We start from the raw sequence: 14,946 nt of genomic DNA, 5'->3' as shown, positions 1-14,946 counted from the left end.
TCAGCCCGTAGGGGTCGGCGACTCCTCCTCGGCCGACTGGCGTACGGCGGTCACGGCGGGGCGCTCGGCGAGCCGCCCGCCCCGCGCCAGCGCCGCCATGGCCGCCGCGCAGCCGAGCCCGACCGCGCACAGCACCAGCCAGGGCACCGCCGCCCGGCCGGTCGACCAGCCGGTCGACTGCCCGGCCGACCAGCCGGTCGCGTCGAGCAGCACGCCCGTCCCCAGGTTCCCCAGGGTGATGCCGATCCCGCAGACCGTGTTGTAGAGCCCGTAGTGGGTGGCCACCCAGCGCCCCCGGGACAGCGCGACCACGGTGTCCATCTCGTACGGGTAGAGCACGGCGTTCGCCACGGCGAGCACCGCCGCGCACAGCAGCAGCGCCGCGAGCGGCCGCCCGAGCGCGGCCGGCACCAGGAACGCCGCCCCCATCAGCCCGAGGCCGAGCACCAGACACCGCTCCCGCGACAGCCGCGCCCGGCACCACGCGGTGATCCGCAGCTGCCCGGCAAGCGCCACCAGGGCCGACACCACGAACAGCGCGGTGGTCGCCGCCGTGCCGTCCGCGGCCAGCGGCAGCGCCAGATAGACCTGGAAGGACAGCACGTACGAGCCGGTCATGGCCAGCGAGAACAGCCAGAAGGTGCGGTTGCCGAGCACCGTTCGGAACTGCCCGCGCGCCTCCCCCGGAAGGGCCTCCCCGTCAGGGGCCTCCCCCTCCGGGTCCTCCGCCGCCTTCCTCCGTACGGGCAGATGCCGCAGCTGTACGGCGGTGAGCGCGGCGAACAGCAGCGCCGCCACCACGCACGTCAGCCGGAACGACACCCCTGTCAGGGCCACCCCGACGAGCGGCCCGAGCAGAATGCCCGCCTGGTAGTACGCGTTGAACAGGGCGAACGCCTGGACGCGCCGCTCCTCCCCGGCCTCCGCCGCCAGATAGGCCCGCACCGCCGGGTTGAACAGCGCCCCGGCGAGGCCGGTCGCCAGCGAGGCGGCGAGCAGCGCCGGCAGCGACTGCGCGAAGGCGAGCGCGCCGAAACCGACCGTCCGCAGCGCGCACCCGGCCACGATCAGCGGCTTGAAGCCGAGCCGGTCGGCGAGCGCGCCGCCGACCAGGAACATGCCCTGCTGGGACAGGTTCCGGGCGCCGAGCACGAGCCCGACCGCCCAGGCCGCCATGCCGAGGCCGTCGGCGAGATGGGCGGCCAGATACGGCATCAGCATGTAGAAGCCGAGGTTGATGGTGAGCTGGTTGAGGAAGAGCAGCCGCACGGCCGGGTCGAAGGTGCGCGTCTGCTTCCAGATCCCGCCCTTGGTCCCGCCCTGGGCGGGCCGAGTCGTGGCGCTCATCGGACCGACTCCTCGCGACCCGTACGGGTACAGGTACGGGTACGGTCCAGCACCCGCCGGGTCCAGCCGCTGACCGGCTCGCCGTCGGCGAAGGCGGCCGGCTCCTCCCGTACGGGACCGTCGAGCAGTCCGTGCGCCGCGCAGTACTCGTCGTTGAAGACCGTGTCGAAATAGCGCTGCGGCCCGTCGGGGAAGACGGCGGCGATCCGGGTGCCGCGCGGGCGGGTACGGGCCAGCCAGCCGGCCACCAGCGCGACCGCGCCGACGCTCCAGCCGCCGGTCGCGAACTGCCGGGCGGCCAGGCGGCGGGCCGCCCGTACCGCCTCGGCCGGACCCACCCAGTGCACCTCGTCGAAGGCGCCGTGGTCCACGTTGCCCGGGTGGATGGAGGAGCCGAGACCGCGCATCAGACGGGGTCCGGCGGGCAGCCCGAAGACGGTCGAGGCGATCGAGTCGACCCCGACGAGCTCCAGGGCCGGACTCGAACCGGCCCGCAGCGCACGGGAGATGCCGGCCGAGTGGCCGCCGGTGCCGACCGCGCAGACCAGCACGTCGATCCGGTCGAGCTGCTCGGCGAGCTCGGCGGCGAGCCCGGCGTACGCCTCGGGGTTGTCGGGGTTCCCGTACTGGTTGGGCCACCAGGCCTCGGGGAGCGCGAGCAGCAGCTCGGCCACCCGGTCCATCCGGGCCTGCTGCCAGCCGCCGTACGGACTGGGCTCCGGCACGACGTGGACGTGCGCGCCGTGGGCGGTCAGCATCCGTTCCACGATCGGTTCGAGCCCGGGGTCGGTGACGACGTGGACCGGGTGCCCGTGCAGGATCCCGGCGAGCGCGAGGCCGAGCCCGAGCGTCCCGGAGGTGGACTCGACGATCGGCGCGCCGGGCCGCAGCTCGCCGCGGCGGCGGGCCGCCTCGACCATGTGGAGCGCGGCGCGGTCCTTGATGCCGCCGAAGTTGAAGCCTTCGAGCTTGGCCCAGTAGCCGTCGTCCATCCACAGCACGGGGGTGTTGCCGACGGTCTGACCGGCGACGGAGAGGAGGTGGGCGGGGTGCGTCATGGGGGTCGCTTCCCTAGGAGTGAGGTCGCGCGCCACGCCAGGTGGGGCGCGCGGGCATGCGGAAAGAGGAGCCGTGGTCGCGTGGGGAGGCGCGGCCCGGCTCAGTTCCGGTTCACTCCGAGGGCGATGAGCAGACCGCCCGGCTCGGGGCCGGGTCCGGCCCGCCCGTGGACGCAGCGCGTGTGCGGGGCCTCGGGAAACACCTCGTCGTACGCGAGGAGGACGGCGCCCGCGGCATCCGGCGCTGACAGCTGGGTCCCGGTGGACTGCGCGGGCAGATGGGCGTCGAAGGACCAGCCCTCGCCGGGCCGCTCGCAGCCGTGCGGCAGCGCGGGCGCGGTGGCGGCGGTGACACCGGGACCGCCGGGCCCGCCGGCGAGCGGCAGGGAGTGCCCGTGGGCGCCGTGACAGACACCCGCGACCAGCGCGAAGAGCGCGAACAGCAGGAGCACGGCGGAAGCCCGCCGCCCTGCCTCGCGCCCGGCTTCGCGCACAGCCACTCGCTGATCACCCACAGTGTGCGCGACGTTACGCGGCGCGCTCGCCGACCGGCAAAGCGACGAGCACGGTTTTGGCCACCGTTTACTTCGGACGTGCTGCGACTGTGAGCGCACGACGAAGGCCCGGATCCATCATCTGGATCCGGGCCTTCGTGCTACTGAGTAGCGGGGACAGGATTTGAACCTGCGACCTCTGGGTTATGAGCCCAGCGAGCTACCGAGCTGCTCCACCCCGCGTCGGTGAACACAACCTTACGGCATGGTCACCCCGAATCGGAAATCCATATCCGGGCCGCCGCTCTCAGCAGCCGCAGTCCTCGGAGTCGACCGGCGCCGTCAGCGGGTCCGCCGCCTGCTGCGCGGGGCCTTCCCACGTCTCGTACCCGAAGCCCTCGCGCGCCCAGTACTCGAAGCCGCCCAGCATCTCCTTCACCTGGAACCCGAGCTCGGCGAGGGCGAGCGCGGCGCGCGTGGCGCCGTTGCAGCCGGGGCCCCAGCAGTACGTGACGACGGGGACGTCCTTGTCGAGGAGCTGCTCGGCCTGCTCGGCGATGAGCGCGGTCGGCAGGTGGACGGCGCCGGGCACGTGGCCCTGGTCCCAGGAGGCGGTGGACCGGGAGTCGAGGACGACGAAGCCGGGGTCGCCGCCGGTGGCGCGGGCCTCGGCGAGGGCGGAGGCCACGTCGGAGACGTCGGCGTGGAAGGCGAGGCTGGCGGAGAAGTAGGCAGCGGCGGCGGCCGGGGAGGCGGGCGGCGTCCGGAGCACGGGGTTGATCGGCTGCACGGGGTTGACCTGGGGCGTTGTCGTCGTCATGGTCATCAATCTAGGGACGGTGATCATCGTTCTGAAGGGACCATCCACGGCGGTCGGGGGCCTCGGCCGGGGATTCCCGGGTGTTCGGCGACGTGCGGCGCGGATCTCACGTACCGGAACCCGTCACATTCCCGGACGCCGGTCCGTCATGTCGGTGTGGACCACAAAGAAGGGGAAGCGCTGGTGACGGAGAAAGACCTGGATCGGAAAGACCTGGATCAGGATGCGCTGGCGGCACGGTTCGAGGCGGACCGCGGGCATCTGCGGGCGGTCGCGTACCGGATGCTCGGCTCGCTCAGCGAGGCGGAGGACGCCGTCCAGGAGGCCTGGTTCAGGCTCAGCCGCTCCGACGTGAGCGAGGTGCACAACCTCAGCGGCTGGCTGACCACCGTCGTCGGCCGGGTCTGCCTGGACCTGCTGCGCTCCCGCGCCGCCCGGCGCGAGGATCCGCTCGAGTACTACATCCCCGACCCGGTCGTACGGGAGGAGGGCGCCGCCGACCCCGAGCGGGAGGCGCTGCTCGCGGACTCCGTCGGGCTCGCACTCCTTGTCGTCCTGGAGACCCTGGCCCCGGCCGAGCGCCTCGCCTTCGTGCTGCACGACATGTTCGCGGTGTCCTTCGACGAGATCGCCCCCATCGTCGACCGCACCCCGGCCGCCACCCGCCAGCTCGCCAGCCGCGCCCGCCGCCGCGTCCAGGGCGCCACCCCCGCCCCGGCGCCGGACGCGACCAAGCAGCGCGAGGTCGTGAACGCCTTCCTCGCCGCCTCCCAGGCCGGCGACTTCGAGGGCCTGCTCGCCGTCCTCGACCCGGACGTGCTGCTGCGCGTCGACGGCGGCGTCCTGACCGCGGCCGCCACCAAGCTGATCCGCGGCGCCGAGGCGGTCACCGCCCAGGCCCTCACCTTCTCCAAGTTCCGCCACTCCGCCCGCCCGGTCACCGTCAACGGCGCCGCCGGCCTGGTCTCCCTGACGAACGGCGTCCCGGTCGGCCTCATGGCCTTCACCATCGTCGAGGACCGCATCGTCACCATCGACATCGTGGCGGACCCGGAACGCCTGGCGGCACTCGGCGTGCACTGAGCCCCAGGCGCCGGTGGAGCTCGCCCGTGTCAGCCACGGGCTGGAACGCAAAAGCCCCCTGTGTCGGTCTGACGGACCGACACAGGGGGCTCACGGGTAGGCCGTGTGGGACTCGAACCCACAACCAATGGATTAAAAGTCCACTGCTCTGCCAATTGAGCTAACGGCCCGTGGCACGGGCACTCCCGTGCAGCATAGCCGGAGAGCTTCCCGAAACCGATCGGGTATCGGCCCCGGAGCGCCGTGCGGCGCGCCGGGGCCGACGGGATCAGTTCAGGTAGTAGCCGGCGATGTCCGCGATGAGATGGACCGAGCCGGCGTGGTTGTAGAAGGTGACCTTGCCGTCCTTCACCGGGACCACGACCAGGTTCGGAACGGTCTGACCCGCCGTGAAGTTCAGGTTCGAAGCCGCCGCCCGCTGTGTCCCGTACGGATACACGGACACGAAGCTCGCGGACGTCGGACCCGTCGCCGTCACGTTCAGGACGACCGCCGACGCACCGGGGCGGTCGATCTTCAGGTCGACGGTGCCGCCCGCGCCGAGCGCGGCCTGGGGGACGCCGAGGCCGGAGCGGGTGTCCATGAGGCGCTCCGGGGTGACCGGGCGGTATTCGGCGCCGGTGGCGCCCGGCTTGAAGTAGCCGGCGACATCGGCCAGCAGATCGACCGAGCCGGCGTGGTTGTAGAAGGTGACCTTGCCGTCCTTCACCGGGACCACGACCAGGTTCGGAACAGTCTGACCCGCCGTGAAGTTCAGGTTCGAAGCCGCCGCCCGCTGCGTCCCGTACGGATACACCGACACGAAGCTCGCAGACGTCGGACCCGTCGCCGTCACGTTCAGGACCACCGCCGACGCGCCCGGCTCGGTGACGGGAAGGGTGACGGTACCCGCGGGGCCGACCTTCCCCTGGCGGACACCCAGACCGGAGCGGGTGTCCATGAGACGGGCCGGGGTGACCGGGGCGTAGGTGGTGCCGGTGCCGGCGGCCGTGTAGTAGCCGGCGACATCGGCCAGCAGGTCGACGGAGCCGCTCTTGTTGTAGAAGGTGACCTTGCCGTCCTTCACCGGAACCACGACCAGGTTCGGAACAGTCTGACCCGCCGTGAAGTTCAGGTTCGAAGCCGCCGCCCGCTGCGTCCCGTACGGATACACCGACACGAAACTGCCGACCGTCGGAGCGGTGGCCGTCACGTTCAGGACCACCGCCGACACGTTCGTCGCCGGCACGCCGCCGACACCCGTCACCGCCAGGGAGACCGTGGCGCCCGGGCCGACCTTGGCCTTGGGCACGCCGAGGCCGGAGCGGGTGTCCATCAGACGGGTCGGCGTCAGCGGCGCGAACGTGCCGTACGGCGAGGCCAGCGCCCCGCTCAGCAGCATCTCGCCCTGCTCCTGGAGGGCGGCGCCGGAGCCGTCGGCCGGGGTGGCCGTCAGCTTCCAGGTGTACGAGCCGTTGACGGCGAGCGCGCCCGCGTCGTCCTTGCCGTCCCACGCCGCCGCGAGCACGCCGCGCGCCTCGCCCCCGGTCAGGGTGCGCACGACCGTGCCGGTCGACTTGTGGGTCAGGGTCAGCGTCCAGGACGCGGCCGGCTTGGAGAGCCACCAGCGGGGCTGCCAGGACGCGGCGCCACCAGCCACGGTCGCGGCGCCGGTGACGGCGGAGTCGATGATGGAGACCGGCGGCGCGAGGACCCCGGTGTTGACGATGCGGACCTGCTGGTCGGTCCCGGCGTAGGCGACGTGGCCGCCGAAGCGGTCGACGGTCCAGTCCCTGCGGGCCCGGGCCCCCGGGCCGAGGTCGGCGGCGCTCGCCAGCGTCCGCTGCGGCACGTCGGCGGCGGAACCGGAGGCGGGGAGCCCGGCATGGAGGTCGTAGAGGCGCAGACCCGCCTCCTCGTCCTGCCGGACGAGGTAGCCGTCGCCGAGCAGCACGTTGCCGAGGTTGCGGCCGGGGACGTCCATGGTCCGCCCGGTCTGCCGGTCGTAGACGCCGGAGCCCCGCACAGGACCCCAGTCGGCCTCGTCGCAGGACCAGTACACCCAGCGGCCGGCGGCCTGGAGCTGGGCTGGCACGCACGCGTTGCGAGTGGTGAAGGACGGGCCCGCGGCGCCGGACGCCAGCGACTTCGAGCTGATCTTCGGGCTGCCCTTGGCGACGCTCCACAGGGTGGATCCCCACAGCGCGGCGACGCGGTCGGTACGCCGTTCGAGGACGGCCCCGCCACCCGACTTCCGGAATTCGACGACGTACGGGTCCTCGAAACCGGGGGTGATGGCGTTGTCGACCAGGCCGAACCGGCCTGAGAGGTCGGTCAGTTCGGGGCTGCTCATGCCGGTGGCGACGCGGGGCCCCCAGGTGCTCGTCCCGTTCTCGTACAGCACGGTGGCGTTGTCGTACGTGGCATCCCGACGCCCGTGGAAACCGTCGCCGCTCGCCAAGAGCACGGCGCAGCGCCCGGCGATCACGTGGCATTCGCCGTCCTCGCCACGCATCAGCCCGTCCACGGTCGTGCGGACCGGCTGCGGCTGCCCGGCGGCGGTCAGCCAGGTGGAACGGTAGGCGCCGTAGTAGCCGCTCGGCTGGAAGTAGGTGCTGTTCTCGGCCCGGGTGAGGATGCCGCTGCCTAGGGAGAGGCCGTAGATCCGTGCCGGCATGGGCTCGACGGTGGCGAGGCGGCGCGTCTCCACACCGCCGCCGGCGGTCGGTACGAGCCGGTGCACCGCCCAGTCGATGTCGCCCTGCGGCTCGGCGGCCTTCGCCCCGGCGATCAGCGCGCTCCCATCCGGCGCCAGGACGACCTGTTCGTCAGCCAGTTGCAGCACAGGAGGCTCCGGGCCGTCCTCGTCCTCCGCGGGGAGGATCCACACGGACGAACCGCGGTACTCGTTGTTCCCGCGGTTCTGCCGGTTGACGGCGAGGACGGTCGTGCCCACGGTGGCGAAGGTCGCGTCGGACGAGACGAATCCGGACTCCACCGTGCGGATCGGGGTTCCCGGCGCGGCGCGGTCCAGCACGTCGATCTTGGACCGACCGGTACGCAGCCGCAGGATGGTTCCGGCGCCAAGCCGGAACCCGTTTACCTCGAAGGGGTCGTCCTGGGGCTCCGGAAGCGTCTCGGCTGTCCCGTCCGCCAGGTCCACAAGCGCCCAGTTCCCCCACCCCTCGGTGGAGTTCTTGTAGCGGAGCACGAGCGAGCGCGCGTCCCCGTCCTCCACCCCGGTGGGCACGGCCCCCTCTGGTAGACCGGTGACCGGCGTGTCCGTCACCTTCTCAGCCCCGGCCCGCAGCAGGTGGAAGCCGGTGGGGGCGTTCGCCTCGCCGGTACTGGTCAGCACGGTGTCGCCGTAGGTGCCCACGTACACCTGGCCCTCGGGGATCACGATGTCGGCGAAGACCGCGCCCGCGCCCTTCTGGAGGGTCACGTGCGGGGTAGGGGCGGCGGAGTACACGGCGACCGTGTCGGAGCCGTGGCCCCAGTGGGCGCCGTCCGCGATGTGCAACCCCTGGCGCCAGTCCCAGTAGCCGTTCTCGTAGTCGTAGCGGGGCGCCTCGGGCAGGGCGACGGCGAGCGGCGTCGCCGTGCCGGTGGCGTAGTCGATCCACTGGAGGCGGGTGTCGTCCTCCTGTGCCAACAGGTAGCCGGTCTGGCCGGCGTTGAGGATCGAGGTGGCGCGCGGCGAGAAGCGCGGCGCGGCCGGCAGCACGGTGGTCTGCGGCGCCGTGTCGGCGACCGCAGGCGGCGCCGTGATCCCTGCGGACGTCGCCGCCGTGACCGTAGTCAGTGCCAGGACGAGGGCGGCGCGCGTGCGGGTCCGCCGCGCGGGTGCGGTACGAGACAAGAAGGCCCCTCCCCGGGGGTGATCCATCGGTACGGCGGGCACCGAACACGCGTGCGTCACCCATGTGCCCCCGTACGAGACCGTTCCGGCGGCCTGACGGTTGTACGGCGCGGTCGACGGATGTGACGGGAACAGCGAACCCCCGTGGCATCGGGTGCCACGGGGGTTCGTCGTCTGTCAGGTCACGTGTCGGAACACGCGGCCTGGCCGTCAGCCGTTGCGCTTCCAGCGGGGCTTGTCGTCGCGGCGGAAGCCGTTGCGGTCGTCGCGGCGGTGGTCGTCGCGGCGGCCGATGGGGCGCTCGTCGCGGCGGTCGCGGTTGAACGACGGGCGCTCGTCGCGGCGGTCGCGGTTGAAGGGGCGGTCGCTGCCGCGGTGGCCGCCGGAGGGACGGTCGTCGCGGCGGAAGCCGCCTCGGTCGTCGCGACGGTCGAAGTCGCGGCGCTCGTCGCGGTTGAAGGACGGACGGTCGTTGTCGCGACGGAAGCCACCGCGGTCGTTGTCACGACGGTCGCGGTTGAACGACGGACGGTCGTTGTCACGACGGTCCCGGTTGAACGACGGACGGTCGTTGTCCCGGCGGAAACCACCGCGGTCGTTGTCACGACGGTCCCGGTTGAACGACGGACGGTCGTTGTCACGGCGGAAGCCACCGCGGTCGTTGTCACGGCGGTCGTTGTCGCGACGGAACGACGGACGGTCGTTGTCCCGGCGGAAGCCACCGCGGTCGTTGTCACGGCGGAACGGCGGGCGCTCATCGCGACGCTCCTCGCGGCGCTCCGCGTCGCGGCGCTCCTGGCGGGCGCGCTCGGCCTCGGCGGCGGCAGCGGCCGCGGCGAGCTCGGCCTCGGCGGCCTCGGCCACCTCGGCGACGGCGGCGTCCGGGTCCTCGCCGCGCTCGCGGGCGGCGCGGGCGACCAGGCGGTCGGCCTCCTCGCGGAGCTCGACGGCGCGGCGCTGCAGGCGCTCCAGCTGCTTGGTCAGGTCGGCGACCTCGCGCTCGGCCTGCTTGGCGGCGTTGTTCGCGGAGTCGGCCTGGACCTCGGTCAGCGAACGGGCGCCGGTGATCTCGGCGACCTCGGGGTCGAAGGCGCCGGCGCCGCCGACGATGTGGCGCGAGGCGTCGACGCCCGCGTCCTCCATCAGACGGAAGATCTGGCGGCGCTGGTGCGGCAGGGCCAGGGAGACGACCGTGCCGGACTGGCCGGCGCGGGCGGTACGGCCCGAGCGGTGCAGGTAGTCCTTGTGGTCGCCGGCCGGGTCCACGTTGAGGACCAGGTCGATGCCGTCGACGTGGATACCGCGCGCGGCGACATCGGTGGCGACGAGGACGTTGACGTAACCGTCCTTGAAGTCGGCCAGGGTGCGGGTACGCGCGCCCTGGGTCATGCCGCCGTGCAGCGCGTCGGCCTTCACGCCCGACTCGCGCAGCTGCTCGGCGACGCGGTCGGCGCCCAGCTGGGTGCGGACGAAGATGATGGTGCGGCCCTTGCGGGCGGCGATGGCGGCGGTGACCGGGGCCTTGTCCTTCGGCTTCACGACCAGGACGTGGTGGGTCATGGTGGTGACGGCGCCGGCGGACGGGTCGACCTCGTGCGTGATCGGGTTCACCAGGTAGCGCTTGACCAGGCTGTCGATCTCGTTCTCCAGCGTGGCGGAGAACAGCAGGCGCTGGCCGCCGGCCGGCACCTGGTCGAGCAGCTCGGTGACCTCGGGCAGGAAGCCCAGGTCGGCCATCTGGTCGGCCTCGTCGAGGACGGCGACCTGGACCTGCTCCAGGGAGCAGGCGCCGCGGTTGATGATGTCGCGCAGCCGGCCCGGGGTGGCGACGAGGATGTCGACGCCGCGCTCCAGGGCGTAGATCTGGTTGCCCATCGACGTACCGCCGCAGACGACCTTCATACGGAGGCCGAGCACGTCGCCGTACGGCTGGAGGGCGTCCGCGACCTGCATCGCGAGCTCACGGGTCGGGGTGAGGATGACGCCGCGGGGCTTCTTCTTCTCGGTCTGGCCGTCGGCCAGGGTGGCGAGCAGCGGGAGGCCGAAGGAGAGGGTCTTGCCGGAGCCGGTACGGCCGCGGCCGAGGATGTCCTTGCCGGCCAGGGCGTCCGGGATGGTCGCGGCCTGGATCGGGAAGGGGGTCGTCACGCCGTTCTGGGCGAGCTTGCGCACGACGCCCTCGGGGAGACCCAGGTCACCGAAGGTGATCTCCGGGACCTCGGCGGTCTCGTCGGCGTCGGTCGCGCCGGCGTCGGTGTCGGCGTCGAGCTCAGCGTCGAGGTCGAGATCGGTGTCGAGCTCGGCGTCGAGGTCGGCCTCGACGGCCGCGGCCGTGTCGACGATCTCGTCGTTCTCGGGCATGACGGCGTGATCAGAAAAAATGGACATGCGAAATGCGAAACCTTCCGGAGTCTCGGCACGCGCCCGTCAACTCCGTGTTTCGCACTACGGACCGCCTCAATGCGGTCAGCCACGGCAAGGGAGAGTACGCGCCAGTCACGGCGCTCTTCGGTCTTGGCGCCGGGCAAATGGGATCAAACGATCTACCACCATACGCACTCTCCCCCACCCAAGGCAAACCGATCCCCGTCACACCGGTCCGGCCTGCGGCGATGCCTCCGGCTCCTTGGCCCGGCCCGGCCCGTCGGCCGCCCGCATCGCACCCAGATGGGTGTCCGCGCCGGGCGTCGTCGTCGGCGTCTCGGAGACGGTCGGCTCGGGCGTCGGCTCCTGCGTGGGCTCCGGGGTCGGCTCCTGGGTCGGCGAAGGCGTCGGGTCCACCGGCGGCGGGGTCTCCCCGCCCGGCTCGCCCGAGCCGCCGCCCGCCGTCGTGGCGCCCGTCTCCCCGCCCGGCGGCTGCTGCGGCTTCGGCGCCCCGCCGGGGCCCTGCGCGCCCGGCGCACCGGACGGCGTGGCCGACGCGCTCGGCGAGCCGCTCGGCACCGGCGTCTCCGTGGCCTCGCCGTCCGGGTCCGGGCCACTGCGGCCCGTACGGTCGTAACCGCTCCCGCTGTGGCCGCCGGACAGGCCGCCGTCGGCCGCGGTCCCGGCCGCCTCGCCCCGCTTCCCCGCGGACGTGCTGGGCGCCGGCTTCGCCCCGTCGTCGCTCACACTCATACAGCCGCTCAGGCCCGCGCAGGCGGCGACCGCCAGCGCGGCGGCGGCCCATCGAACGGGGGTGGGCAAATGGCGCACGGAGGCACCTCCAGGACATGACAGGCAGGAACGGGACGCTGGTCGAACGCGTTGCCCTGCCCAACTCCCCCGGCGCCGCAAGGGACACGCCCGAAAAGCACCCCTCTCGCCCGGGTACGCGCCAGCCGGCTCCCGCCCGCCTGCCCGGTCCCGGTCCAGTCCGGCCCCGCCCGGTCAGCCGTAGCCGAGCGCGTGCAGCCGCTCGTCGTCGATGCCGAAGTGGTGGGCGATCTCGTGCACGACGGTGATCTCGGTCTCCGCGACCACGTCCTCGCGCGACTCGCACATCCGCAGCGTCGGCCCCATGTAGATCGAGATCCGGTCCGGCAGCACCCCGGCGTACCACTCGCCGCGCTCGGTCAGCGGCGTCCCCTCGTAGAGGCCGAGCAGCTCGGGGTCGTCCGGCGAGGGCTCGTCCTCGACGAACACGGCGACGTTGTCCATCAGCCGGGTCAGTTCGGGCGGGATCCGGTCCAGGGCTTCGGCGACGAGCTCCTCGAACTCCTCGCGCGTCATCTCCAGCACGCGCCCATTCTCCCCCGCCGGGAAACCGTTTTGGCGATAGCGGCTGCCATCCCATATGCTTCTCACGTCCCCGACGCACTGAGAAGTGCGCAGGTGAGCCTCTAGCCCTCATCGTCTAGTGGCCCAGGACGCCGCCCTTTCAAGGCGGTAGCACGGGTTCGAATCCCGTTGGGGGCACGCATGACCGTGTGCGACACTAGTGATCGCGCACAAGCTTGGCTCTGTGGAGCAGTTGGTTAGCTCGCCACCCTGTCAAGGTGGAGGTCGCGGGTTCAAGTCCCGTCAGAGTCGCTGAAGCTGGAAACAGCTTCGTGGCTGGGTAGCTCAGTTGGTACGAGCGATCGCCTGAAAAGCGATAGGTCGCCGGTTCGACCCCGGCCCCAGCCACAACCGGAAGGCCCCGTTCTCGCGAACGGGGCCTTCCTCGTTCCTAGACCTCCTCGATCGCCTCCGCCTTCTCGGCCTTCTCGGCCTTCTCGGCCTCTTCGTCCTGCCGAGTCCCCCGCCGGGCGCGCCACGCGAGCGCGCCCGCCACCACCGCGACCACGGCCGCCAGCAGGGCCCAGTCGGGGACCGAACGGCCGAGGTCGGAGACGCGCTCCTCCACGGCGAAGGAATCGTCGACCGACAGCAGCCCGGGCAACGCGGTCGTGCCGTCGAAGACCAGGAAGAGGGTGCCGAGGGCGATGAAGAAGAAGCCCGAGAGCAGCGAGGTCGAGTGGGCCTCGAAGCGGCCGATACGGATCGGGCGGCCGCGCAGCCAGCGCCGCCGCCCCAGCTCGTAACGCTCCCAGAGCAGCGCGAGCACGAACAGCGGGACGGCCATGCCGAGCGCGTACACGGCGAGCAGCAGACCGCCGTAGACCGGGTTGCCGCCGAGCGCGGCCACGGTGAGGACGCTGCCGAGGATGGGGCCCGCGCAGAAGCCGGCGAGGCCGTAGACCAGGCCCAGGGCGTAGACGGAGAAGGCCGTCGTGGGGCGGATCCGGCCGCTGACCTCGCTCATCCGGCGGGAGGCGAAGCCCAGGCCGAGGATCTGGAGCACGCCGAGGGCCACGATCGTCCAGCCGCCGAGGGCGACCAGGAGATCGCGGTGGCCGTAGAAGAGGCGGCCGGCGAAGGAGCCGGCCGCGCCGAGCGGGACGAGGGTGGTGGCCAGGCCCGCGTAGAAGATCCCGGTCCGGGCCACCAGCTTGGCCCGGGTGTCCATGGAGTACGCGAAGAAGGCGGGCAGCAGCAGGGCGCTGCACGGGCTGAGCAGGGCGAGCAGCCCGCCGAGGAAGGCCGCGAAGTAGCCGATGCCGGAGGTCACTGCTTGCCCTTCTCGGCAGCAGGCTTCTCGGCGGCGGGCTTCTCGGCGGCGGGCTTCTCGGCAGCCGCCTTCGCCGCCGCCTCGATCGCCTGGGTGAAGGCCTCCATGGGCTGGGCGCCGGCGATCGGGCGGCCGTTGATCAGGAAGGACGGGGTCGACGTCGCGCCGATGGAGTAGCCCTGCTCCTGGTCCTTGCTCACCGCCGCGCGGGCCGCCGAACCGTCCGCGTCGCGGGCGAACCGCGCGAGGTCGGCGACCCCGGCCTCCTTCGCGAGGGCGGTCAGGCGCTCCTTGCCGAAGCCCTTCTCCTTGGCCCCCGGCGCGTACGCCGCCTTGTGGAACTCCCAGAACCGGCCCTGCTGCCCGGCCGCCCACGAGGCGCGGGCCGCCGCCTCCGACTCCTCGCCGAAGATCGGGAAGTTGCGCCACTCGATGCGCAGGGTGCCCGCGTCGACGTACTTCTTCACCAGCGCGGGCTCGGTGTCGCGGGCGAACTTCCCGCAGAAGCCGCACTTGAAGTCGGCGTACTCGATGAGCACCACCGGCGCGTCGGCCCGGCCCATCGCGAGCTTGTCGGCGGCGTCCCGGCGGGCGTACGCCTCCAGCTCCGGGTAGACGCCGTCGGCCGGGTCGGCGGACACCTCGGCGACCGCGCCACCGCTGCCGGAGGACGCGGAGGGCGAGGACGGCTTGGTCGTGGCGTACGAGGCGAGGCCGAGCAGCGTCGCGGCGAGCACGACCCCGGCGACGATCACCACGGGCTTGGACTTGCTGGTCTTGGACCTGTTGGCAGCGGACTTCTTGGACTTGCTGGGCTTGGACTTGGGCATGCTGAAGCGCTCCTGAGACGGGAGAAGGGAAAAGGACGGACGGCGAGGAGAGACGCCCGTCTAGACCCGCAGGATCGACAGCTCCATCGGTGACGGCGGTACGAGCTCCGGCGGCGACCGCCCCGCCCGTACGTCCACCACGTCCTGGCCCGCGCCCCAGGCCCCGCACGGCGTCCGCTCCCCCGCGAGCGCCGGCAGCAGCTCGCCGAAGGCGTGCCCGCGCGGCGGTACGGCGGGGGCGGCGGCCCCTTCCTCGGCGCCGTGGCTCTGGCCGCAGCCGGGAGCGGCCGGGCCGGCGAACACCGGGCCCACGGCCACGTGCCCCGCCTCGGGAGCGGCCGCGCTCACCGCCCCGCACACCACGAGCCCGAGCACCAGCCCCGTAAGCCCGGCAAGCGCCGCGAACACCACCAGGGCGCGCGGGACCGGAATGCGGGGCAT

Annotated in this window: 12 protein-coding genes and 5 tRNA genes; 4 read left to right on the top strand and 13 right to left on the bottom strand. The window is 72.6% G+C overall.

Translation table 11 applies throughout. The features are described 5' to 3' along the window. The 5 genes from JAO84_RS19195 to JAO84_RS19175 all read right to left on the bottom strand — a co-directional run bounded on the left by JAO84_RS19195 (window position 1) and on the right by JAO84_RS19175 (window position 3,719). Window positions 1–1,347, bottom strand: coding sequence for an MFS transporter (locus JAO84_RS19195; RefSeq protein WP_370413971.1), 1,347 nt, complete (start codon window positions 1,345–1,347; stop codon window positions 1–3). After that, window positions 1,344–2,405 (bottom strand): PLP-dependent cysteine synthase family protein, encoded by a 1,062-nt coding sequence (locus tag JAO84_RS19190; RefSeq protein ID WP_370413970.1) that lies wholly within the window; start codon window positions 2,403–2,405, stop codon window positions 1,344–1,346. The genes JAO84_RS19195 and JAO84_RS19190 overlap by 4 nt, the downstream gene beginning before the upstream one ends. Before the next feature lie 101 nt (window positions 2,406–2,506). Then, on the bottom strand, window positions 2,507–2,905 hold the full coding sequence (locus JAO84_RS19185; RefSeq protein WP_370413969.1) for a hypothetical protein: 399 nt from the start codon (window positions 2,903–2,905) through the stop codon (window positions 2,507–2,509). A gap of 163 nt (window positions 2,906–3,068) precedes the next feature. After that, window positions 3,069–3,142: transfer RNA gene (locus tag JAO84_RS19180), tRNA-Met, on the bottom strand. Between the two features lie 64 nt (window positions 3,143–3,206). Beyond that, window positions 3,207–3,719 carry a rhodanese-like domain-containing protein gene (locus JAO84_RS19175; RefSeq protein WP_370413968.1) on the bottom strand — a complete coding sequence of 171 codons (513 nt, stop codon included), beginning with the start codon at window positions 3,717–3,719 and terminating at the stop codon, window positions 3,207–3,209. Between the two features lie 183 nt (window positions 3,720–3,902). Here JAO84_RS19175 and sigJ point away from each other — a divergent pair, with 183 nt between their 5' ends. Next, window positions 3,903–4,802, top strand: a complete 900-nt coding sequence (gene sigJ / locus JAO84_RS19170; protein WP_370413967.1) for an RNA polymerase sigma factor SigJ — start codon at window positions 3,903–3,905, stop codon at window positions 4,800–4,802. 97 nt (window positions 4,803–4,899) lie between these two features. Here the strand turns inward: sigJ and JAO84_RS19165 are convergent. The 5 genes from JAO84_RS19165 to JAO84_RS19145 all read right to left on the bottom strand — a co-directional run bounded on the left by JAO84_RS19165 (window position 4,900) and on the right by JAO84_RS19145 (window position 12,363). Then, window positions 4,900–4,972, bottom strand: a tRNA-Lys gene (locus JAO84_RS19165). A gap of 98 nt (window positions 4,973–5,070) precedes the next feature. Continuing rightward, a complete protein-coding gene (locus JAO84_RS19160; RefSeq protein ID WP_370413966.1) occupies window positions 5,071–8,643 on the bottom strand; it encodes a FlgD immunoglobulin-like domain containing protein in 3,573 nt (1,190 codons plus the stop codon). 210 nt (window positions 8,644–8,853) lie between these two features. Next, window positions 8,854–11,004, bottom strand: a complete 2,151-nt coding sequence (locus JAO84_RS19155; RefSeq protein ID WP_370413965.1) for a DEAD/DEAH box helicase — start codon at window positions 11,002–11,004, stop codon at window positions 8,854–8,856. Window positions 11,005–11,232: 228 nt separating this feature from the next. Next, window positions 11,233–11,838: a hypothetical protein gene (locus JAO84_RS19150; RefSeq protein ID WP_370413964.1), complete on the bottom strand. Its 606-nt coding sequence runs from the start codon at window positions 11,836–11,838 to the stop codon at window positions 11,233–11,235. 174 nt (window positions 11,839–12,012) lie between these two features. After that, window positions 12,013–12,363 (bottom strand): metallopeptidase family protein, encoded by a 351-nt coding sequence (locus tag JAO84_RS19145; protein WP_265861177.1) that lies wholly within the window; start codon window positions 12,361–12,363, stop codon window positions 12,013–12,015. Window positions 12,364–12,467: 104 nt separating this feature from the next. Between JAO84_RS19145 and JAO84_RS19140 the strand changes: the two genes are divergently transcribed. The 3 genes from JAO84_RS19140 to JAO84_RS19130 all read left to right on the top strand — a co-directional run bounded on the left by JAO84_RS19140 (window position 12,468) and on the right by JAO84_RS19130 (window position 12,750). Next, window positions 12,468–12,540: transfer RNA gene (locus tag JAO84_RS19140), tRNA-Glu, on the top strand. Between the two features lie 40 nt (window positions 12,541–12,580). Further along, window positions 12,581–12,654, top strand: a tRNA-Asp gene (locus tag JAO84_RS19135). Between the two features lie 22 nt (window positions 12,655–12,676). Continuing rightward, a tRNA-Phe gene (locus tag JAO84_RS19130) sits at window positions 12,677–12,750 on the top strand. Window positions 12,751–12,793: 43 nt separating this feature from the next. Here JAO84_RS19130 and JAO84_RS19125 read toward each other — a convergent pair. From JAO84_RS19125 to JAO84_RS19115, 3 genes are read right to left on the bottom strand one after another with little or no spacing between them, the layout of a single operon-like run. Further along, window positions 12,794–13,675, bottom strand: a complete 882-nt coding sequence (locus JAO84_RS19125) for a cytochrome c biogenesis CcdA family protein (protein ID WP_370413963.1) — start codon at window positions 13,673–13,675, stop codon at window positions 12,794–12,796. Further along, on the bottom strand, window positions 13,672–14,505 hold the full coding sequence (locus JAO84_RS19120) for a DsbA family protein (protein WP_370413962.1): 834 nt from the start codon (window positions 14,503–14,505) through the stop codon (window positions 13,672–13,674). The genes JAO84_RS19125 and JAO84_RS19120 overlap by 4 nt, the downstream gene beginning before the upstream one ends. Before the next feature lie 60 nt (window positions 14,506–14,565). After that, window positions 14,566–14,946 (bottom strand): hypothetical protein, encoded by a 381-nt coding sequence (locus JAO84_RS19115; RefSeq protein ID WP_370413961.1) that lies wholly within the window; start codon window positions 14,944–14,946, stop codon window positions 14,566–14,568.

Source organism: Streptomyces fradiae (genome assembly GCF_041270065.1).
Lineage (GTDB): Bacteria > Actinomycetota > Actinomycetes > Streptomycetales > Streptomycetaceae > Streptomyces.
The sequence above is the reverse complement of the archived record's forward strand: the minus strand, read 5'-3'. Positions and strand labels throughout refer to the sequence as shown.

What these genes read in the sequence shown, in the direction of transcription:
- JAO84_RS19195 (WP_370413971.1), bottom strand. Translation starts at nt 1,347, where the DNA reads ATGAGCGCCACGACTCGGCCCGCCCAGGGCGGGACCAAGGGCGGGATC.
- JAO84_RS19190 (WP_370413970.1), bottom strand. Translation starts at nt 2,405, where the DNA reads ATGACGCACCCCGCCCACCTCCTCTCCGTCGCCGGTCAGACCGTCGGC.
- JAO84_RS19175 (WP_370413968.1), bottom strand. Translation starts at nt 3,719, where the DNA reads ATGACGACGACAACGCCCCAGGTCAACCCCGTGCAGCCGATCAACCCC.
- JAO84_RS19155 (WP_370413965.1), bottom strand. Translation starts at nt 11,004, where the DNA reads ATGCCCGAGAACGACGAGATCGTCGACACGGCCGCGGCCGTCGAGGCC.
- JAO84_RS19120 (WP_370413962.1), bottom strand. Translation starts at nt 14,505, where the DNA reads ATGCCCAAGTCCAAGCCCAGCAAGTCCAAGAAGTCCGCTGCCAACAGG.
- JAO84_RS19115 (WP_370413961.1), bottom strand. Translation starts at nt 14,946, where the DNA reads ATGCCCCGCATTCCGGTCCCGCGCGCCCTGGTGGTGTTCGCGGCGCTT.